Raw genomic sequence first — 18,276 nt, forward strand, 5'->3', positions numbered from 1 at the left:
CTCAGATGGCGACCCGCACAAGGGTCGGATTGAGAAGCTTCACCACGTCACGGGGATCAATCCCCACGAGATATCCCCGCTTGCCGCCGTTGATGTAGATGCAGGACAGGTCAAGGATCGTTTCTTCCATGTAGACCGGCATCCGGCGGCGGGTCCCGAAAGGAGAGGTCCCCCCCACGAGGTATCCCGTATGCTTCTGGGCCGTGTCAGGGGAGCAGGGAAAAATCCCCTTCACCCCCAGAACCCGGGCCAGTTCCTTGGTGGAAACCTGGCGATCCCCGTGCATCAGGACGATTAGTGGATTTTTCGCCTCGTCCTCCATGATGAGAGTCTTCACCACGGCGTGCTCGTCCACCCCCAGTTCCCGGGAGGAGACGGCGGTCCCCCCCTTTTCCTCATAGGCATAGAGGTGGTCGGTGAATGGAACCTTCGCGGCGCGCAACGCCCGCACCGCAGCCGTGACCGGCGCCTTGCTCTCCTTAGCCATAGCTCCCCACACTATGAATGATTCACAATGCGAAAGCCGCGCCGGATGCCGACGCGGCTCTCATTACTGCGGTTCGCGGATGCTATTCCACGAAGCTCTTGAGCTTCTTGGCCCGGCTCGGGTGCCGGAGTTTCCGCAGGGCCTTGGCCTCGATCTGCCGGATCCGTTCCCGGGTAACCTCGAAATCCTGCCCCACTTCCTCCAGGGTGTGATCGCTCTTCTCGCCGATGCCGAAACGCATCCGGAGCACCTTCTCCTCCCGGGGGGTGAGGGTGGAGAGGACCCGGGAGGTCTGCTCCGAGAGGTTGGCCTTGATGACCGCCTCAAGGGGCGAAACGACCCCCTTGTCCTCGATGAAATCCCCCAGATGCGAATCTTCCTCCTCCCCAATGGGGGTTTCGAGGGAGATGGGCTCCTTGGCGATCTTGAGGACCTTGCGCACCTTGTCGAGGGGAAGATTCATCCGCTCGGCGATCTCCTCGGGGGACGGCTCCCGGCCGATCTCCTGCACTAGCTGGCGGCTGGTCCGGATCAGCTTGTTGATGGTCTCGATCATGTGGACCGGAATCCGGATGGTCCTCGCCTGGTCGGCGATGGCGCGGGTGATGGCCTGACGGATCCACCAAGTGGCGTAGGTGGAAAACTTGTACCCCCGCTGGTACTCGAACTTGTCCACCGCCTTCATGAGGCCGATGTTCCCCTCCTGGATCAGGTCCAGGAACTGGAGACCCCGGTTCGTGTACTTCTTGGCGATGGAGACCACGAGCCGCAGGTTCGCTTCCACCAGCTCGGACTTGGCCAGCTTCGCCTTGGCCTCGCCCCGGTCGATGGCGTGGAGGGCGTCGGACAGTTCCTGGGCCTTGAAGCCCGACTCGTGCTCCAGCTTCTTGAGCTTTTTCTCAGCGGCGCGGATCTTCTTATCGAGCTTTTGGGCATCCTCAAAGTTTACCTTGAGCCCCTTGGCCTTTTCGTCGCCCTTGGCAACAATCTCCTTGAGGCGTTCGCCGTTGATGCCTGCTTCGGTTTCAACCGCCGCAATCTCTGTCAGAATGGCTTCCACTTTGCCCGACAGTTCCTTGAGACGCTGGGCAATCTTGGTGATGTGACGATCCTTGAGCCGAAGGGACTTCACGAGATCGGCGAACTTTTCCCGGATCTCCTGCTGCTCGGCGTGGAGCTCTTTTTGGCGCTTCGCGGCAACGCCCTCAGCGTCGAGCTCTTCGGCAATGGCCTCCATCCTCACGTCAAGATCCCGGATCTCGTCGATAATGGAGAGGACGCGATTTGCCTGGACGTCTTCCTCGTCCTCTTCCAGCTCCTCTTCTTCAACTTCCTTGCTGATCTCGGCCGCGCTTATCTGGAACTTGCGGAGTTTGTCGCCAAGGGCGATTATCTCCTTGACCGTAATAGGAGTGGTAAGGATGACACGGGCGATGTCGCGCTCCCCTTCCTCGATCCGCTTGGCGATCTCAACCTCGCCTTCGCGCGTGAGAAGCGACACAGACCCCATCTCCCGCAAGTACATCCGGACCGGATCGCTCGTGCGCCCCAGGACCCCCGGCTCGTACTCCATCTCCTCCTGCTCCCCCTCCATCTCCTCTTCCTCTTCGAGGTCGAGCTTCATCTTGGGGATTTTGACCTTCTGGGATGAATCGACGAGGTCGATGTCCATCTCACCGAACATGCTCATTACATCGTCAATCTGCTCCGTTGAGAAGTCGGGAGGCAGCACGTCGTTGACTTCGTCATAGGTAAGGAATCCCTTCTCCTTGCCGATGTCCACCAGCTGCTGCTTAACTTCGTCCGAACTTTTCTTGGCCATCAAATTCACCTCATTGCACGCTGTTCTTATTAAGATAACTGCGATTTACGGTTTCGCAAGGCATCAATCTCAGCCAGGAGATCCCGGTAGCGAGGACTATCGGGATCGGTCGCCGCCAGTTCCCGAGCCAACTCCTTCATCAGGCCGAGGGAGTTCCGCTCCAGAGCCGCGCGGCACTGATCAAAGGCCTTGTGGACATCAACGTCGGCCAGATGGTCGTCGTTGACAAGAAATGCGGCGATACGGCCCCGCTCCTCTGCCCCTTCAACCAGATCGAGAATTTCACCCCACTCGACTGGCTTCCCGGCTCCGATACGCTCCAGTATTGCCTCGGCGACGGGAAGAAGCTGTGGGCCGAAGATACGTGCTACGCCATGGTTCCTTACCCGTTCAGCAACTTCGGGATAGCGCCCCATGAGGGAGAGGAGCATCTCCTCAGGAGAAGCTCCCTGCTGCCGGCGAGGCCGAGCGGCACTCCTGTCGTCCCGGGGAGCAACGGAGGCCGAGGACCCGCCGATCTTCCGCGCGAGGGAGCGGACATCGACACCGAGAACCCGGGAAATTTCCCGCGCATAGAGTTCCCGCTCGATGGCATTGGAGACCCTTGCCAACCGCGGGGCCATCTCATCGATGACCTTCACCTTTCCCTCGACAGTACCGGTATCCTCGTCCCGCACCAACTGGCGAAAGAAATAATCGACCACCGGACGCGCTTTTGCCAGACGGGCCGAAAACGCCTCGGCACCCTCTTTCCGGATGAAGCTGTCCGGATCCTCCCCGGCGGTCAGTTCCACCACATGGGCGGGGAATCCGGCATCGAGGCAGAGATCCATGGCCCGCAGCGTCGCTTTCCGTCCGGCGCTGTCAGCGTCGAACAAGGTATAGGCTTTCCCCGCGTAGCGCTTCAGAAGCTTGATATGCCCCTCGGTGAGGGCCGTGCCGCAGGTGGCGACCACGTTCCTGACCCCTGCCTGAAAGAGGGCCAAATGGTCAAAATACCCCTCCACCACGATGGCGCTCGCCGTCTCCCGCATGGCTCCCTTGGCGAGGGAGACGCCGAAGAGGACCTCGCTCTTGTGGTAGATGGGCGATTCGGGGGAATTGATGTATTTGGGCAGCGAGTCGTCGAGAACCCTGCCGCCAAAGCCGATAGCACGGCCATGGATATCGGTAATAGTAAAGAGAAGCCGGTTTCGGAAAGTATCGTAGAACCCGCCCCCGTCCCGACGTCTCACCAGACCTAGCTTCTCCGCCAGTTCCAGCGGCACCGAGCGATGCTGGAGATGACGGGCCAGGAAGTCCCATCGGTCCGGGGCAAAGCCGAGGCGGTACGCCTCTGCCGTGGCCCGATCCACACCGCGCCCTTCCAGATAGCGTCGCGCCGCCCCCCCCTCTTCGCTCCGTTCGAGGGCCTCGCGGTAGAGGCCCACGGCCAGCTCCATGATGCCGTGGAGTTCCTCCCGCTCGTCCAGGCGCCGTTTTTCCGCAGCGGAAACGGGACGATCCTCGATCTCAACCCCCACCCGCTTGGCAAGGAACTTCACCGCCTCGGGGAACGAGAGCCCCTCCATTCTGGCGATGAACGTGATCGCATTCCCTCCCACGCCGCAACCGAAGCAGTGAAAGATTCCTCGGGCCGGATTCACGTTGAAGGAAGGGGTTTTCTCGCCATGGAAGGGACAAAGCCCCTGGTAGTTGGCCCCCGACTTCCGGAGGCTCACGTAATCGGACACCACCTCCAGAATTGAGGCCCGTTCCCGGACCTCCCTGATCTTATCGTCGGGGATCAATGACATCTTTAGTCCGATTTTCTCCGGCCGGCCGTTTCTCAACAGTATTCTTTCGCCAGCCGGTCACAATGTCCTTGCCGCAGTTGGCGAAGGCCCGGGCCGTGCCGGATGCGGCTATCCTGCTCCGTACCCCGTGGGGAACGGGAGGGAAACTGGCCAGATAGAGGACAATACTGAGAAGAAGCGCTCCCTGCAAAAGGCCGAAGACAATTCCCCCGACGCGGTTGACCCCTCCGAGAAGGACGATTTTCAAGATTACGGTGAGAAGGTGTCCGACGAGAAAGAAGAGGAGGCCGATCGCCAGGAGGATGCAGAGGAATGCCACTGCGGACGCCACCCGTGGAGGAAGATGAATAACACTCCCCAGGAACGCGCCGGCGGTCTGGTAATAGGTAAAGGCCGCCCACCCTCCGGTCACCAACCCGAGAAGTGAGCAGACCTCGCGGACAAAACCCTTCATGAACCCCTTTGCCGCAAACCCCAGCAAAACGGCCCAGAGCAGTATATCGAGGAGGCTCATGCCGAACTCGTAACCTTAACAACGGGCAAAAGAAGAAGGGGGCAATCCAGAGAATCGCCCCCATAACTCATAGTAGTATTGTGATGTCAGAAAAAGAGCGCAACGCTACGCAAGCTTTTCTTTCACCACTACACTGACCAGGGAACCGTCAGCCCTGCCGGTCACGTGAGGCATGATGGCTTTCATGACCTTCCCCATATCCTTCGGGCCTTGGGCTCCACTGTCTGCGATGGCTTGCACGACCAGCGCCTCCACTTCTTCGCGGGAAAGCTGCTGCGGAAGGAAGGTGAGAAGCACTGCCAGCTCTTTCTCCTCCTTCTCGACGAGATCGGCCCGACCGGCCTCGCCAAACATCCGGATCGACTCCCGGCGTTGCTTGACCAAGGTGGAGAGAACCTCCGTTATCTCCCCATCGGCAAGCTCGTGCCGCAACTCGATTTCACGATTTTTGACCGATGAGCGAATGAGACGGATAACGGAAAGCCGTATATCGTCCCGGGCCTTCATGGCCTGCTTCATCTCGTCGTTCAGCCTGTCCCGCAGCATGGAAGTCCCTGGTTAGTCCATCATCTTGCGCTGTTTTTTCATGGCACGCTTGCGCGCTGCGATAGCCTTCTTCTTCTTCTTGATGCTCGGCTTCTCGTAATGCTCGCGCTTACGGACCTCGGAGAGGATCCCCGCCTTCTCGCACTGCTTCTTGAACTTCTTCAGTGCAAGCTCAAAAGGCTCAGCTTCTTTTACCTTGACACCCGGCATGCATATTCCCCTCCCTCCTCTATGTAAAGTGGCCACTTGGGCTTATAGAAGAAATGTACGTGGGCCGGATATTTTTTCACAGACCATGCATAATATGCGGCTACCGTGTCTGTGTCAATATTTTTTTCGTTTTTTCAGGAGGTTTTCACTCCCTGGGCCGCGACGCTTTCTCGGCAATGCCCGAAGTTCCGAAGCGACGGCGCAGTTCTGCATAGATTTCTTCGGGGGCGATGTCGTAATAGCCGAGGAGAACCAGCGCATGGAAGAAAAGGTCGGCAGTCTCGTAGACGATCTCCTCCCGCTTTCCCCCCTTGCCGGCAATGACCACTTCGGTGGCCTCCTCGCCGAGCTTCTTGAGGATCTTGTCGATCCCCTTCTGGAGGAGCGATGCGGTGTAGGAGGAATCGGCGGAGGCATTCTTGCGCTCCTGGATCACCTGATAGACGGCCTGTAGGATATCGTCTCGTTCGCTCATAGTCGGACTGGGACCCCTCGCCCGCGGAGATACTCCTTGGCCTCGCCGATGGTGTACTCCTTATAGTGAAAGATGGAGGCGGCAAGACATGCCGAGGCTCCCGCCTTCACGAAGCCGTCGTGGAGATGCTCCAGGTTCCCCACCCCGCCGGAGGCGATGACCGGGATGGAGACCGCATCGACAATGGCCCGGGTCAGGGGGATGTCGTAGCCGTCCTTGGTGCCGTCCCGGTCCATGCTAGTGAGGAGGATCTCGCCGGCGCCGTACCCCTCCATCCGCCGGGCCCACTCCACCGCGTCGATGCCGGTGGGGTTGCGTCCGCCGTGGGTGTAGACCTCCCAGCGGTTCTCTCCCGCCACCTGCCGGGCGTCGATGGCCACCACGGTGCATTGGGAGCCGAAGCGCTCCGCCGCCTCCCGCACGAACTCAGGGCGGTGGACCGCCGCGGTGTTGATGGAGACCTTGTCAGCCCCGGCGTTCAGGAGATTGCGGATATCGTCCACGGTCCGGACCCCGCCCCCCACAGTGAGGGGCATGAAGACCCGCTCGGCGGTACGGCGCACCACGTCGATGATGATGCTCCGCTCGTCGGATGAGGCGGTGATATCGAGAAAGGTGAGCTCGTCGGCCCCTTGACGGTCATAGGCCTCCGCGATCTCCACCGGGTCTCCGGCGTCGCGCAGCTCCAGAAACTGAACCCCCTTAACGACCCTCCCCCCCTTCACGTCGAGGCACGGAATGATCCGCTTGGTCAGCATGTTACGCCCCTCCCCGCTTTGTGAGGACCACGGCCTCGGCCAGATTGATGGCCCCGGTGTAGACCGCCTTGCCGGTGATGGCGCCGGCGATGCCGCTCGCCTCGATGGCCATGAGGTTCTCGATGTCCTTGAGGGACGATACCCCGCCGGAAGCGATGACCGGGATCGAGATCGCCTCGGCCAGTGCCCTAGTCGCCTCGATGTTCGGTCCCTGCATCATCCCGTCCCGGGCAATATCAGTGTAGATGATGGCGGCGACGCCGTATCCCTCGAACCGCTTCGCCAGATCCACCGCCGTGACACCGGTGACCTCGGCCCACCCTTGGACCGCCACCATACCGTTCTTTGCGTCGATGCCGACCACGATCCGCCCCGGAAAGAGGCGGCAGGCCTCCTCCACCAGCGCCGGGTTGCGCTGGGCCGCGGTGCCGAGGATGACCCGGCCGATGCCGAGGGAGAGGTACGCCTCGATGGTGGCAATGTCCCGGATACCGCCCCCCAGTTGGGTCGGGATGGCGATGGCCTTGACGATGGCCTCGATGGAGGCGCGGTTCTTCGGCTCACCGGCAAAGGCGCCGTCCAGGTCAACGATGTGGAGGAGCTCAGCCCCCTGACGCTCCCACTCCCTGGCCTGGTCGGCCGGGCTGTCGCAGAAGACGGTATCCTTCTCCATGAGCCCCTGTTCGAGGCGGACGCACTTTCCTTCCTTGAGGTCGATGGCAGGTATGACGATCACTTCATCTCTCCGAAGTTCTTGAGTATGGACAGCCCCACCGCTTGGGACTTCTCGGGGTGGAACTGGGTGGCGACGATGTTGTCCTTCCAGAGGGCGGCGCAGAATTCGATGCCGTAACCGCTCGTGGCGGCAACGACACCCTCGTCATCGGGCTTTGCGTAGAACGAGTGAACAAAGTAGACGTTAGCTCCGTCCTCCACCTCGGCGAACGCCGGCGGACGGCGCTTGATGGAAAGCTGGTTCCACCCCATGTGGGGGACCTTGAGCTCCTCGCCCCCTTCGCGCATCCCCTCGGGGAAGCGGAGGACGTGTCCGGGGATGACGTTCAGCCCCTGGTAGAGGCCGAACTCCACGCTGTCGGTGAAGAGAAGTTGCATCCCAACGCAGATACCGAGGAAGGGGCGCCCGTCCCGGATCACCTTCAGGATCGGCTCCACGAACCCACCCTGCTCCAGGTTGCGCATGCAGTCCCGGAAGGCCCCCACGCCGGGAAGGACGACCTTCTCCGCCTCCAGGACCACCTTCGGGTCGGCGGTCACCACCGCCTCGAACCCCACCTTCTCGAATCCCTTCTGGACCGAGCGGAGGTTCCCCATGCCGTAGTCGATGATCGCGATTGTTGCCATATCAGAGCTTGCCCTTCGTCGACATGACCCCTACGATCCGGGGATCCACCTGGGTCGCCTGATCCATGGCCCGGGCGAAGGCCTTGAAGCAGGCCTCGACCATGTGGTGGACGTTGTCGCCGTACATGACGTTCACGTGGATGTTGGCGCCGAGGTTGTTGACCACCGCCTGGAAGAACTCCCGCACCAGTTCCACGTCGAACTCGCCGATCTTCACCTTGGGAAGCGCGACGTGGTAGACGAGGTAGGGGCGGCCCGAAATGTCCACCGCCACGCTGGCAAGGGTCTCGTCCATGGGGACGCTGGCCTGGCCGTAGCGCCGGATTCCCTTCTTGTCGCCCAGGGCTTCCTTCAGCGCCTGGCCGAGGACGATGCCGATATCCTCCACCGTGTGGTGGAAGTCGATGTCGATGTCCCCCCTGGCGTCAACCTGGAGGTTGAAGAGCCCGTGACGGGCAAAGAGGTCGAGCATATGGTCGAGAAACGGCACGGAGGTGCAGATTTTCGCCTCGCCCGCCCCGTCGATCTCCAGAGTGAGCTTGATCTGAGTTTCTTTGGTGACGCGTTCGATGGTGGCTTTCCGGGACATGGAACCCTCCTCGTGGGGATCGAAGTTAGCCAATCTCTTTCAGGGCAGCGAGGGTCTTCTCCATCTCCTCCCGCGTGCCGATGGAGATCCTCATCCCATGGGCCAAGAGCGGGTCGGAGAAGTGGCGGACCAGGATCTTGCGGGCGTAGAGCCCGTCGTAGACCCGCTTGCCGTCGTGGTCGGGAGGACTGGCAAACAGGTAGTTCCCCTGGGAGGGGATGACATCGTAGCCGATGGAGCGCAGTTCAGCGGTGAACCATTCCCGCGTCTCGCGGATCCTGCGGCAGCATTCCGCCAGATATGCCTGATCGCGGAGCGCGGCCACGCAGGCCGCCTGGGCCAGGCGGTCGAGATTGTAATGGTCGCGGATCTTGTCCAGGGCCGCGATCACCTCCGGACGGGCAATGGCGAGGCCGATACGCATGCCGGCCAGGGAATAACTCTTGGAAAGGGTGCGCGTCACCACCACATTCTCGTGCCGTCTCACCAGCTCCAAGGCATTGGACTCGGCAAATTCGGCATAGGTTTCGTCCAGTACCAGCATACCGGCACACCGCCGGGCCAGCTCGTCAATGTACTCGACCGGGAAACTGGGGCCAAGCGGTGCGTTAGGGGTGGTAAGGAAGAAGACTTTCCCTTCGTAACGATCTGGAAAACCGGCGATCCGGAAGTCGTCGGTCAGGCCGAACGTGCGTACCCGGGCACCTTGGACCTCGGCAAGGGTGCCGTAGTAGGAGTAAGAGGGGTGAACGTAGCCGATCTCCTCCCCTTCGGCGGCAAAGGCCCGGATCAGGTTGTTCAGCACCTCGTCGGAGCCGTTGGCCATGATGATCCAGGAGGGGTCGAAGCCGTACAGTTCTCCGGCCGCTTCGCGCAGCTTCTGGCTGGAGGCGTTGGGGTAGATGCGCAGGGCGGACCCGTCCGGTCCAAGTTCCTCGAGAATAGCCTTCACCACCGCCGGCGACGGCGGATACGGATTTTCGTTCGTGTTCAGCTTGATCCACGAGGCGATATCGGGCGGCTGGTAACCGGGAATGTACCCCTTCATGGAGGCGATGTTCTGTCGAAGTGGAATCATTTCCGGACCTCTCCTTCCCCCTTCATTCTCACGCTCACCGACCTGCCGTGGGCCTCCAGCCCCTCCAGTTCGGCGATCCGGACGATGTCGCGCCCCAGGCGGTTCAACCCGCTCTCGCTGAAGTAGACGATGGAGGACTTCTTCACGAAATCGTCCACCGACAGGGGTGAGAAGAACCGGGCCGTGCCGCCGGTGGGAAGGGTATGGTTCGGGCCGGCCAGATAGTCCCCCGCCGCCTCGGGAGTGAAGTGACCGAGGAAGATGGCACCGGCGTTCCTGATTTTCGGCAGGAGATCGAAGGGGTTTGCCACGGCCAGTTCCAGGTGCTCCGGGGCGATCCGGTTGCTGAACGCGATGACCTCATCGAGGCTGCCGGCCACGATGACCGCGCCGTAGGTTTCCCACGATTTCCGGGCAATGGTTTCCCGGGAAAGCTCCGCCAGCTGCCGCTCCACCTCCGCCGCCACCCGCTCGCCAAAGCCGCGGTCGGTGGTGATGAGGATGGATGAGGCAAGCTCGTCGTGCTCCGCCTGGGAGAGGAGGTCGGCGGCGATGTGGGCCGGGGTGCCGCTCCCGTCGTTGATGACGAGGATCTCGCTGGGGCCGGCAATCATATCGATCCCCACCTGGCCGAAGACGAGCTTCTTCGCCGTGGCCACGTAGATGTTCCCCGGGCCGGTGATTTTGTCCACCTTGGGCACCGTCGCGGTTCCGTAGGCCAGGGCCGCCACCGCCTGGGCGCCGCCGAGCCGGAAGATCCTGTCGACGCCGGAGAGCCGCGCCGCCACCAGCACATGGGGATTGATCTCGCCGCCGGGAGTCGGGGCCACCATGACGATCTCGCCAACGCCCGCCACCCGGGCCGGCACAGCGTTCATGATGACGCTGGAGGGATAGCTCGCTTTGCCGCCGGGGACATAGATCCCGACCCGCTCCAGTGGCGTCACCATCTGGCCGAGAAGGATGTCGGGCTCGCCGGTGGAGAGCCAGGTCTCCTGTTTCTGTTTTTCGTGGAAGCGGGCCACCCGCTCCACCGCCAACTTGAGGGCCGCGATCTCCTCGTCCTTCATCCGGGCAAAGGCATACTCGATCTCGTCCTCGGTCACCTGGAGGGTGGCCACGGAATCGGCCTCAAGCCGGTCGAAGCGCCGGGTGTACTCCAGGAGCGCCTCGTCACCCCGCGCACGGACATCGGCGATGATGTCGAGGACCACCTGCTCCACCTCGCGGCCGGTTTCTTCGCCCCGGGCGAGGATGGCGGCGAATTCCGTATTGAAGTTCGTATCCCTGATATCGAGGAATTTCATACGTGCTTCTCCAGCCCTTCGATGATCTCGGTGATCCGGGGGTGCTTGGTCTTGAGGCTCGCCCGGTTGACGATGAGGCGCGTGGTGATCTCGGCGATGGTCTCCACCTCCACAAGGCCGTTCTGGCGCAGAGTCTCGCCGGTGGAAACGAGGTCCACGATCCGCTCGGAGAGCCCCACCAGGGGCGCCAACTCGATGGAACCATAGAGTTTGATGATCTCCACCTGCACCCCTTTGCCAGCAAAGTACTTTTCGGTCACGTTGGGGTACTTGGTGGCGATCCGGATGTTGCTCCAACTGGAGGGATCGTCGTCCCGGGCAAGCCCCACCGGCTCCGCCACCATCATCCGGCAGTAGCCGAACTTGAGGTCCAGGGGCTCGTACAGGTCCTTCTCCTGCTCCATGAGGGTGTCCTTCCCCACAATGCCGAGGTCGGCGCAGCCATACTCCACGTAGGTGGGGACATCGGTGGCCCGAACAATCATATACCGCATCCGCTGTTCGGAATTCTCAAAGATGAGCTTCCGGCTGTTGGAGAGGAGCTCGGTGCAATCGATCCCGATCTTGCCGAACAGGGCGACGGATTCTTCGAGGATCCGTCCCTTGGGGATGGCGATGGTGAGGAAGTCGCTCATGACTCTTTTACTCTCTTGATGTCGGCACCGAGGCCCGCCAGCTTCTTCTCGATGGAATCGTACCCCCGGTCCAGGTGGTAGATGCGGGAGATCTCGGTGGTGTTGTCGGCGGCAAGCCCTGCCAGGATCAGCGATGCCGAGGCCCGGAGGTCCGTGGCCATGACCGGCGCTCCGGAGAGTTTCCTCACCCCCTTCACCGTTGCGGTGTTCCCCTCAACAGTGATGTCGGCACCGAAGCGCAGCAACTCCGAGACGTGCATGAAGCGGTTCTCGAAGATGTTCTCGCTGATGACGCTCGCCCCGTCGGCCACGCACATGAGAGCCATGAACTGGGCCTGCATGTCAGTGGGGAACCCGGGATAGGGGCGGGTCTTGATGTTGATGGCCTTGGGACGGCGGGGCCCCTTCACCCGCACCACGTTGTCGCGGTTGATGATCTCCACGCCGGCGTCCTGGAGCTTGAAGACGAGGGCATCCAGATGCTCCAGCTTCATGTTGTGAATCTTGATGTCGCCACCGGTGATGGCCGCCGCCACCATGAAGGTGCCGGCCTCGATCCGGTCGGGCATGACGTCGTGGGCCACCGGAGCCAGCTCCTTTACGCCGGTGATCCGGATGGTGTCGGTGCCGGCCCCTTCGATCTTTGCCCCCATTCTGTTCAGGATGTCACCAAGATCGATAATTTCCGGTTCCCGGGCGGCGTTCTCCAGAATCGTCTCACCCTTGGCCAGGGCCGCCGCCATCATGAGTTGCTCGGTCCCCCCCACGGTGGCGATGTCGAAGTTGATCCGTGCCCCCTTCAGCTTCTTCGCCTTGGCCTCCACATAGCCGTGTTCCAGCCGGATGTCGGCCCCGAGGGCCGCAAGCCCCTTGAGGTGGAGGTTGATGGGGCGAGCACCGATGGCGCAGCCGCCGGGGAGCGAGACCCGCGCCCGGCCGTGGCGCGCCAGGAGGGGCCCCAGGACCAGGACCGACGCCCGCATGGTCTTAACCAGGTCGTAGGTGGCCTCCACGTTGTTCACGTGGGTCGTGTCAATCCGAACGATGTTGCCGTTCCCCTCCACCACGGCGCCCAGGGATTCAAGAACCTTGATGGTGGTATTGATGTCGCGCAGGAAGGGAACGTTACGGATCTCGTTAAGCCCGGGGGCGAGGATGGTGGAAATGAAGATGGGGAGGGCTGCATTCTTGGAGCCGCTGACCGATACGTCACCGGTCAGTTTCTTTCCCCCTTTGATGATCAGCTTGTCCAATGGAATGCCTCTGAAATTGATGTGGGGGTGCAAAGTATTGCGCCCAGAATGTGATGAATCACGTCCCTACGGAATCCGTCCGCCGACCACCCGGTCAATGCCGTTGGGGTCCTTGGCCGTAAAGCAATCGGTGAAACCGGCCTTCTCAAACATCTCGAGCACCGACTCAGCCTGGCCGATCCCCAACTCGACCATGAGCCAGCCGCCAAGGCTCAAGTGCTCCAGTGCGGCTGGGACGATGATCCGGTAGAAATCAAGGCCGTCGGCACCGCCGTCAAGGGCGGCGCGGGGCTCGTACTCCCGCACCTCCGGCTGGAGCGTATCCAGGTCGGCGGTGGGAATATAGGGAGGATTGGAGACGATCAGGTCGAACCGCTGGTCTGCGAAGGGCTCGAAGAGGGATCCTTCGTAAAGGATCACCCGGACGCCGTGGCGCTCCACGTTTTGCTGGGCCAGGGCGATGGCTCCGGCGGACTGCTCCACCCCACACACCTGGGCATCGGGCAGGTTCTTTGCCAGAGAAACGGCGATACAGCCACTCCCGACGCCGATGTCAAGGACCGTGGCGGCGTGGGGGGCACGGCGGAGCGCCTCCTCCACAAGCACCTCGGTGTCGTGGCGGGGGATGAGCACCGCCGGCGTCACGACAAATTCGAGGCCGCAGAACTCCTGGGTACCGAGGACGTACTGGAGAGGTTCCCGCTTGGCCCGCCGCGCCACGAGCCCCCGGACCGCCGACAGTTCTTCGGCGTTCAGGGGTTTGTCGAAGTTGACGTAGAGCCCCACCCGGTCGAGCCCCAGGGCAGCGGAGAGAAGCCACTCAGTCTCCAGTCGGGCGTTCTCGACCCCCTTGTCGGCCAGGTATCCCCTGGTCCAATCAAGGACCCTGCGGATGGTCCAGGTTTCAGGCTTTTCCGTCATGGAACCCTTTCCGGTCCGTGCGGATCAGGCCGCTTCGGCCTGGGCCTTGAGGGCCTCCATCTGGTAGTGGGCCCGGAGCGTATCCACGACTTCGGCGATGTCCCCTTCCATGAGGGCGTCGAGCCGGTAGAGGGTAAGACCGATCCGGTGGTCGGTCATCCGTCCCTGGGGGAAGTTGTAGGTGCGTATCCGCTCGCTCCGGTCCCCGCTTCCCACCTGCTGCTTCCGGTCGGCGGCGATGCGGGCGTTCTGCTCCTGCTGGAGGCCGTCCAGGATCCTCGATTTGAGGACCTTCATGGCCTTTGACCGGTTCTTGATCTGGCTCCGCTCGTCCTGGCACTCCACCACGATGCCGGTGGGAAGGTGGGTGATCCGGACCGCCGACTCGGTCTTGTTGACGTGCTGGCCGCCGGCCCCGGAGGCACGATAGACGTCGATCTTGAGGTCCACGGGATTGATGTCCACCTCGATATCCTCGGCCTCGGGGAGAACCGCAACGGTGCAGGCACTGGTGTGGATCCGCCCCTGGGCCTCGGTCTCCGGCACCCGCTGGACCCGGTGGGTCCCCGACTCGTACTTGAGCTTGGCAAAGACCCCCTGCCCCTCGATAAGGGCCACAACCTCCTTGAAGCCCCCCCTCTCCGACTCGGAGGCGGACAGGATCTCCACCTTCCACCGGTTGCGCTCGGCAAAGCGGGAATACATCCGGAAGAGGTCGCCGGCAAAGAGGGCCGACTCGTCGCCGCCGGTGCCGGCACGGATCTCCAGGATGACGTTGCGGTCGTCGTTGGGGTCCTTGGGGAGGAGCAGCAGCTTGATCTCCCCCTCCAGTTCCTCCTTCTGCCGCTCCAGCTCCTCCAGTTCCGCCTGGGCCATCTCCTTCATCTCCGGGTCGGCCAGAAGCTCCCGGTTCCCATCGATCTCGGCAAGGACCTTTTTGTAGCGACGATAGGCCTCGACCAGGCCGGTCAGGTCGTTGTGCTCCCGGGAGAGTTTGCGAAACTCGGGCTGGTTGGCGATCACCGTCGGGTCGGCCAGAAGCGATTCAAGCTCCTGGTACCGGATTTCAAGTTCTTCTATCTTGTCAAACATCAACGCAATCCTTCAGAAACAAAAATCAAAACTATCGGAAACGTATCAAACCACCAGCCGGTCGTCCTTGTAGCCGCCATTCTCTTCCAGGGCCTCTACCATGGAACGGATCGCCACCTCCACCTGGCTGTCGTCGGGTTCGCGGGTGGTGAGCCGCTGAAGCGCCAGGCCAGGGGCGATGATGAGCCGCACCAGGGGGTGCTGGCCGTTTTTCGCGCTCCACTTGAGAAACTCATAGGAAACCCCGGCGATGACCGGCAGGAGCACCACCCGGGCCCCGGCCTTCATCCAGAAGGGCCAGAGCTTGGGGATGAGCGAGAATATGACGATGCTCACCAGCATGACGATGAGGAGAAAGCTCGTGCCGCAGCGGGGGTGAAGACGGCTGTACTTCTGCACCGTGGCCGCCGTCAGTTCCTCCCCGGCCTCGAAGGCAAAGATAGTCTTGTGCTCGGCGCCGTGGTACTCAAAAACCCGCTGGATGTCGCCCATGCGGGAGATGGAGACGATGTAGAGGAGAAAGACCGCCACGCGGATGATGCCGTCCACCAGATTGAACACGATGTTGGACTGGCCGATGACCGGGACGAGGAGCTTGGTGAGGTAAAGGGGAAGAACGAAAAAGAGGAGGACGCCGAAGCCGAGGGCAACGGCCATGGTCCCACCCATGGCCCAGGAGGAGAGCTCTTCCTTCTCTTCCTCTTCGGCCAGCGCCTCGTTGGCGGAAAAGTTGAGTGCCTTGAGCCCTATAACGAGAGAGGAGAAGAGGGCAACCGCTCCCCGGAGGATCGGGAGCTTCACGATGGGAAAGCGCTCCGAGAGCGGGGGGACCTCCTCCCGCTTGACGGCTATCTCGCCCGAAGGGCGCCGGACCGCGATGGCCATGGAACGGGGCGCTCGCATCATGACCCCTTCGAGAACAGCCTGCCCACCTACATTGATCCGCTCCGCAAGGAGGAGCAACTGCACCAGCAGCAACCGGAACCACCTCGTCATACGTACATCTCCTTGAATCTCTTCCTGACCTCGACGATCTTGCCGCAGGTCATGGTCCCTTCCGGACAGGGGCCGGCAACGCAGCCGGGGCCGGCATCCCGGAAGATGGTGGGGGCGACCCCCTTTACAAGCCGCAGCATCTCCACGGCCATGGCCCGGATCTCCCACTGGGCCCGCTCGCAGCAGCGCAGGCCGAAGAAGTGGAGAAGCTCCCGAGCGTTCATGGTCATGATGATCTTCGTCTCCGCGGCGTTGGGGAGGATGTAGCGGGCGTCCTCGGCCGGGATGCCAGCCTCGAAGAGTTCGGCATAGGTATCGTGGAGCGCCTTCAGCTGCGATTTGAAGCGGGCAGCAAGATCGGGACGCCCCGCGATGGAGGGGGGGATCACGGCAGAGAATTGCTCCGTATGGGTCACGTAGCGCTGGGACTGCTGGGAGTAGGAGGCGATCCGATGCCGGACGAGCTGGTGGCTCGTGGCCCGCGATATCCCCTCGATGCCGAAGGTGAAGGAGGCATGCTCCAGCACCGACTGGTGTCCCAGCGACATGATCTTGTCGAGAAACGCGGAGATGTCGGAACGCGACAGACGCTCCTTCAGCTCATCAATGCCGATGGGGGAGTAACAGAGCCGCGCGGCGAGGGCAACGGCCATTTCGGGATCAGGGGTGTGCTGGAGCAGGGTAACCTTCATGAAGTCCCTTCACGAGGCGATTTGGATACAGCGCTTCAAGAAACAGATAAGGGGATTTCGCCATGGACAAAATCCCCTTCCGCTCAAATCCGCAAGGCCGGGGGCCTGTTACTGCATGCCGTACTTCTTCCGGAAGCGCTCGACGCGGCCGGCGGTGTCCACGAGCTTCTGCTTGCCGGTGAAGAACGGATGGCAGGCAGAGCAGATTTCGGTGGAGATCTCGGTTCTGGTGGAACGGGTCTGGAAGCTGTTGCCGCAGGCGCACTTCACGGTAACCTCGTTGTACTTGGGATGAATCCCTTCTTTCATATCGTCCTCCTTGGGGGCCTTTGCCCCGGTGCCATGTGATCTGTCGGAAAGTTAAAACGTTAACAAACGGACTCTTTTTTTTCAAGACTTTTTTCCGTCACCCCGCAGAGGGGCACGGGACGCCTACTTGCTCATGGAATCGAGGAATTCCTGGTTGCTCTTGGTCTCGGAAAGCTTCTCCAGGAGAAACTCCATGCTGTCCACCACATTCATGGGATGGAGGACCTTGCGGAGGATCCAGGTGCGGTTGAGGGAGCCCTTTTCCACGAGAAGCTCCTCCTTGCGGGTTCCGGACTTATTGATGTCGATGGCCGGGAAGGTCCGCTTCTCCACGAGCTTGCGGTCCAGGTGGACTTCCATGTTGCCGGTCCCCTTGAACTCCTCGAAGATGACTTCATCCATCTTGCTCCCGGTGTCCACCAGGGCCGAGGCGATGATGGTAAGGGACCCCCCCTCTTCAATATTGCGGGCCGCGCCGAAGAAGCGCTTCGGCTTCTGGAGGGCGTTGGCGTCCACGCCGCCGGTAAGGATCTTGCCGGAGGGGGGGAGCACCGTGTTGTAGGCCCGGGCGAGGCGCGTGATGGAGTCCAGAAGAATCACCACGTCCCGCTTGTGCTCCACGAGGCGCTTCGCCTTCTCGATGACCATCTCGGCCACCTGCACGTGACGGGTGGCCGGCTCGTCGAAGGTGGAGGAAACCACCTCCCCCCGGACCGAACGCTGCATGTCGGTAACCTCCTCGGGGCGTTCGTCGATGAGAAGGACGATCAGGTAGACCTCGGGATGGTTCTCGGCAATGGAGTTGGCGATGTTCTGGATGAGCATCGTCTTGCCAGTTCGGGGCGGCGCCACGATGAGTCCCCGCTGCCCCTTGCCGATGGGAGAGACGAGCTCCAGGACCCGCATCGGCATATTATCCGGCGTGGTCTCCAGCTTCAGCTTTTCGTCAGGATAAAGGGGGGTCAGGTTGTCGAAGAGGATCTTGTCCCGAGCCACCTCGGGGGGCTCGAAGTTGACCGTCTCCACCTTGAGGAGGGCAAAGTAGCGCTCCCCCTCCTTGGGGGGGCGGATCTGGCCGGAAACGGTGTCGCCGGTATGGAGGTTGAACCGGCGGATTTGAGAAGGAGAAACATAGATATCGTCAGGCCCCGGCAGATAGTTGTAGTCCGGCGCCCGGAGAAAGCCGAAGCCGTCGGGAAGACATTCCAGGACCCCCTCGCCGAAGATCATGCCGTTTTTCTCGGTCTGGGCGTTGAGGATGGCAAAAATCAGATCCTGCTTGCGCAGGCTTGAGGCACCCTCGATGTTGAGGCCCTTGGCGATTGCCGCAAGCTCATTGATTTTTTTGCCTTTAAGCTCCTGAAGATTCATCGGTTCTCCTGTGGACGGGCGCAACGGAATAGTTGCTGAATGATGGCGGGCTCATTGTCGGGG

At 61.7% G+C, this 18,276-nt stretch carries 21 protein-coding genes; all 21 read right to left on the reverse strand.

What is annotated here, in order from left to right:
• Position 1: 1 nt before the first annotated feature.
• Complete coding sequence (gene ybaK / locus KI811_RS10700) at positions 2–487, reverse strand: Cys-tRNA(Pro) deacylase (RefSeq protein ID WP_214186461.1); 486 nt, start codon at positions 485–487, stop codon at positions 2–4.
• Positions 488–569: 82 nt separating this feature from the next.
• Positions 570–2,309 (reverse strand): RNA polymerase sigma factor RpoD, encoded by a 1,740-nt coding sequence (gene rpoD, locus KI811_RS10705; RefSeq protein WP_214186462.1) that lies wholly within the window; start codon positions 2,307–2,309, stop codon positions 570–572.
• A gap of 29 nt (positions 2,310–2,338) precedes the next feature.
• Positions 2,339–4,105 carry a DNA primase gene (dnaG, locus tag KI811_RS10710; RefSeq protein WP_214186463.1) on the reverse strand — a complete coding sequence of 589 codons (1,767 nt, stop codon included), beginning with the start codon at positions 4,103–4,105 and terminating at the stop codon, positions 2,339–2,341.
• Positions 4,083–4,619 carry a CvpA family protein gene (locus KI811_RS10715; protein ID WP_214186464.1) on the reverse strand — a complete coding sequence of 179 codons (537 nt, stop codon included), beginning with the start codon at positions 4,617–4,619 and terminating at the stop codon, positions 4,083–4,085. The genes dnaG and KI811_RS10715 overlap by 23 nt, the downstream gene beginning before the upstream one ends.
• Before the next feature lie 105 nt (positions 4,620–4,724).
• Entirely contained in the window at positions 4,725–5,165 is a 441-nt protein-coding gene (locus tag KI811_RS10720; protein WP_214186465.1) for a GatB/YqeY domain-containing protein, read from the reverse strand.
• A 12-nt stretch (positions 5,166–5,177) separates the two neighbouring features.
• Positions 5,178–5,375: a 30S ribosomal protein S21 gene (gene rpsU / locus KI811_RS10725; RefSeq protein ID WP_004512363.1), complete on the reverse strand. Its 198-nt coding sequence runs from the start codon at positions 5,373–5,375 to the stop codon at positions 5,178–5,180.
• Positions 5,376–5,520: 145 nt separating this feature from the next.
• Positions 5,521–5,850, reverse strand: a complete 330-nt coding sequence (locus KI811_RS10730; protein ID WP_214186466.1) for a phosphoribosyl-ATP diphosphatase — start codon at positions 5,848–5,850, stop codon at positions 5,521–5,523.
• Positions 5,847–6,608 (reverse strand): imidazole glycerol phosphate synthase subunit HisF, encoded by a 762-nt coding sequence (gene hisF, locus KI811_RS10735; protein ID WP_214186467.1) that lies wholly within the window; start codon positions 6,606–6,608, stop codon positions 5,847–5,849. Before hisF ends, KI811_RS10730 begins: the two co-directional genes overlap by 4 nt.
• Position 6,609: 1 nt before the next feature.
• Positions 6,610–7,344 (reverse strand): 1-(5-phosphoribosyl)-5-[(5-phosphoribosylamino)methylideneamino]imidazole-4-carboxamide isomerase, encoded by a 735-nt coding sequence (hisA, locus tag KI811_RS10740; RefSeq protein WP_214186468.1) that lies wholly within the window; start codon positions 7,342–7,344, stop codon positions 6,610–6,612.
• Positions 7,341–7,970 carry an imidazole glycerol phosphate synthase subunit HisH gene (gene hisH / locus KI811_RS10745; RefSeq protein WP_214186469.1) on the reverse strand — a complete coding sequence of 210 codons (630 nt, stop codon included), beginning with the start codon at positions 7,968–7,970 and terminating at the stop codon, positions 7,341–7,343. The genes hisA and hisH overlap by 4 nt, the downstream gene beginning before the upstream one ends.
• Before the next feature lies 1 nt (position 7,971).
• Positions 7,972–8,559 carry an imidazoleglycerol-phosphate dehydratase HisB gene (gene hisB / locus KI811_RS10750; protein WP_214186470.1) on the reverse strand — a complete coding sequence of 196 codons (588 nt, stop codon included), beginning with the start codon at positions 8,557–8,559 and terminating at the stop codon, positions 7,972–7,974.
• A gap of 25 nt (positions 8,560–8,584) precedes the next feature.
• Positions 8,585–9,637, reverse strand: a complete 1,053-nt coding sequence (gene hisC / locus KI811_RS10755) for a histidinol-phosphate transaminase (protein WP_214186471.1) — start codon at positions 9,635–9,637, stop codon at positions 8,585–8,587.
• On the reverse strand, positions 9,634–10,944 hold the full coding sequence (gene hisD / locus KI811_RS10760; protein WP_214186472.1) for a histidinol dehydrogenase: 1,311 nt from the start codon (positions 10,942–10,944) through the stop codon (positions 9,634–9,636). Before hisD ends, hisC begins: the two co-directional genes overlap by 4 nt.
• Positions 10,941–11,579: an ATP phosphoribosyltransferase gene (gene hisG, locus KI811_RS10765; RefSeq protein WP_214186473.1), complete on the reverse strand. Its 639-nt coding sequence runs from the start codon at positions 11,577–11,579 to the stop codon at positions 10,941–10,943. The genes hisD and hisG overlap by 4 nt, the downstream gene beginning before the upstream one ends.
• Positions 11,576–12,832 carry a UDP-N-acetylglucosamine 1-carboxyvinyltransferase gene (murA, locus tag KI811_RS10770; protein WP_214186474.1) on the reverse strand — a complete coding sequence of 419 codons (1,257 nt, stop codon included), beginning with the start codon at positions 12,830–12,832 and terminating at the stop codon, positions 11,576–11,578. Before murA ends, hisG begins: the two co-directional genes overlap by 4 nt.
• Before the next feature lie 66 nt (positions 12,833–12,898).
• Entirely contained in the window at positions 12,899–13,753 is an 855-nt protein-coding gene (gene prmC / locus KI811_RS10775; protein WP_214186475.1) for a peptide chain release factor N(5)-glutamine methyltransferase, read from the reverse strand.
• 24 nt (positions 13,754–13,777) lie between these two features.
• Entirely contained in the window at positions 13,778–14,845 is a 1,068-nt protein-coding gene (gene prfA / locus KI811_RS10780) for a peptide chain release factor 1 (RefSeq protein ID WP_214186476.1), read from the reverse strand.
• A 45-nt stretch (positions 14,846–14,890) separates the two neighbouring features.
• Complete coding sequence (locus KI811_RS10785; protein WP_214186477.1) at positions 14,891–15,841, reverse strand: DUF1385 domain-containing protein; 951 nt, start codon at positions 15,839–15,841, stop codon at positions 14,891–14,893.
• Positions 15,838–16,533 carry an FAD-dependent thymidylate synthase gene (thyX, locus tag KI811_RS10790; RefSeq protein WP_214186478.1) on the reverse strand — a complete coding sequence of 232 codons (696 nt, stop codon included), beginning with the start codon at positions 16,531–16,533 and terminating at the stop codon, positions 15,838–15,840. The genes KI811_RS10785 and thyX overlap by 4 nt, the downstream gene beginning before the upstream one ends.
• A gap of 108 nt (positions 16,534–16,641) precedes the next feature.
• The gene (gene rpmE / locus KI811_RS10795; RefSeq protein ID WP_004512349.1) at positions 16,642–16,842 is read right to left on the reverse strand and encodes a 50S ribosomal protein L31; all 201 of its coding nucleotides are present in this window, start codon (positions 16,840–16,842) and stop codon (positions 16,642–16,644) included.
• Between the two features lie 123 nt (positions 16,843–16,965).
• Positions 16,966–18,213 (reverse strand): transcription termination factor Rho, encoded by a 1,248-nt coding sequence (gene rho, locus KI811_RS10800; RefSeq protein WP_214186479.1) that lies wholly within the window; start codon positions 18,211–18,213, stop codon positions 16,966–16,968.
• Positions 18,214–18,276: the final 63 nt, after the last annotated feature.

This window comes from Geobacter hydrogenophilus, assembly GCF_018501225.1.
Taxonomy (GTDB): domain Bacteria; phylum Desulfobacterota; class Desulfuromonadia; order Geobacterales; family Geobacteraceae; genus Geobacter; species Geobacter hydrogenophilus.

What these genes read in the sequence shown, in the direction of transcription:
- KI811_RS10730 (WP_214186466.1), bottom strand. Translation starts at nt 5,850, where the DNA reads ATGAGCGAACGAGACGATATCCTACAGGCCGTCTATCAGGTGATCCAG.
- hisC (WP_214186471.1), bottom strand. Translation starts at nt 9,637, where the DNA reads ATGATTCCACTTCGACAGAACATCGCCTCCATGAAGGGGTACATTCCC.
- hisB (WP_214186470.1), bottom strand. Translation starts at nt 8,559, where the DNA reads ATGTCCCGGAAAGCCACCATCGAACGCGTCACCAAAGAAACTCAGATC.
- rho (WP_214186479.1), bottom strand. Translation starts at nt 18,213, where the DNA reads ATGAATCTTCAGGAGCTTAAAGGCAAAAAAATCAATGAGCTTGCGGCA.
- ybaK (WP_214186461.1), bottom strand. Translation starts at nt 487, where the DNA reads ATGGCTAAGGAGAGCAAGGCGCCGGTCACGGCTGCGGTGCGGGCGTTG.
- dnaG (WP_214186463.1), bottom strand. Translation starts at nt 4,105, where the DNA reads ATGTCATTGATCCCCGACGATAAGATCAGGGAGGTCCGGGAACGGGCC.
- prfA (WP_214186476.1), bottom strand. Translation starts at nt 14,845, where the DNA reads ATGTTTGACAAGATAGAAGAACTTGAAATCCGGTACCAGGAGCTTGAA.
- rpmE (WP_004512349.1), bottom strand. Translation starts at nt 16,842, where the DNA reads ATGAAAGAAGGGATTCATCCCAAGTACAACGAGGTTACCGTGAAGTGC.
- thyX (WP_214186478.1), bottom strand. Translation starts at nt 16,533, where the DNA reads ATGAAGGTTACCCTGCTCCAGCACACCCCTGATCCCGAAATGGCCGTT.
- KI811_RS10785 (WP_214186477.1), bottom strand. Translation starts at nt 15,841, where the DNA reads ATGACGAGGTGGTTCCGGTTGCTGCTGGTGCAGTTGCTCCTCCTTGCG.
- hisD (WP_214186472.1), bottom strand. Translation starts at nt 10,944, where the DNA reads ATGAAATTCCTCGATATCAGGGATACGAACTTCAATACGGAATTCGCC.
- hisF (WP_214186467.1), bottom strand. Translation starts at nt 6,608, where the DNA reads ATGCTGACCAAGCGGATCATTCCGTGCCTCGACGTGAAGGGGGGGAGG.
- rpsU (WP_004512363.1), bottom strand. Translation starts at nt 5,375, where the DNA reads ATGCCGGGTGTCAAGGTAAAAGAAGCTGAGCCTTTTGAGCTTGCACTG.
- KI811_RS10715 (WP_214186464.1), bottom strand. Translation starts at nt 4,619, where the DNA reads ATGAGCCTCCTCGATATACTGCTCTGGGCCGTTTTGCTGGGGTTTGCG.
- hisG (WP_214186473.1), bottom strand. Translation starts at nt 11,579, where the DNA reads ATGAGCGACTTCCTCACCATCGCCATCCCCAAGGGACGGATCCTCGAA.
- KI811_RS10720 (WP_214186465.1), bottom strand. Translation starts at nt 5,165, where the DNA reads ATGCTGCGGGACAGGCTGAACGACGAGATGAAGCAGGCCATGAAGGCC.
- hisH (WP_214186469.1), bottom strand. Translation starts at nt 7,970, where the DNA reads ATGGCAACAATCGCGATCATCGACTACGGCATGGGGAACCTCCGCTCG.
- rpoD (WP_214186462.1), bottom strand. Translation starts at nt 2,309, where the DNA reads ATGGCCAAGAAAAGTTCGGACGAAGTTAAGCAGCAGCTGGTGGACATC.
- prmC (WP_214186475.1), bottom strand. Translation starts at nt 13,753, where the DNA reads ATGACGGAAAAGCCTGAAACCTGGACCATCCGCAGGGTCCTTGATTGG.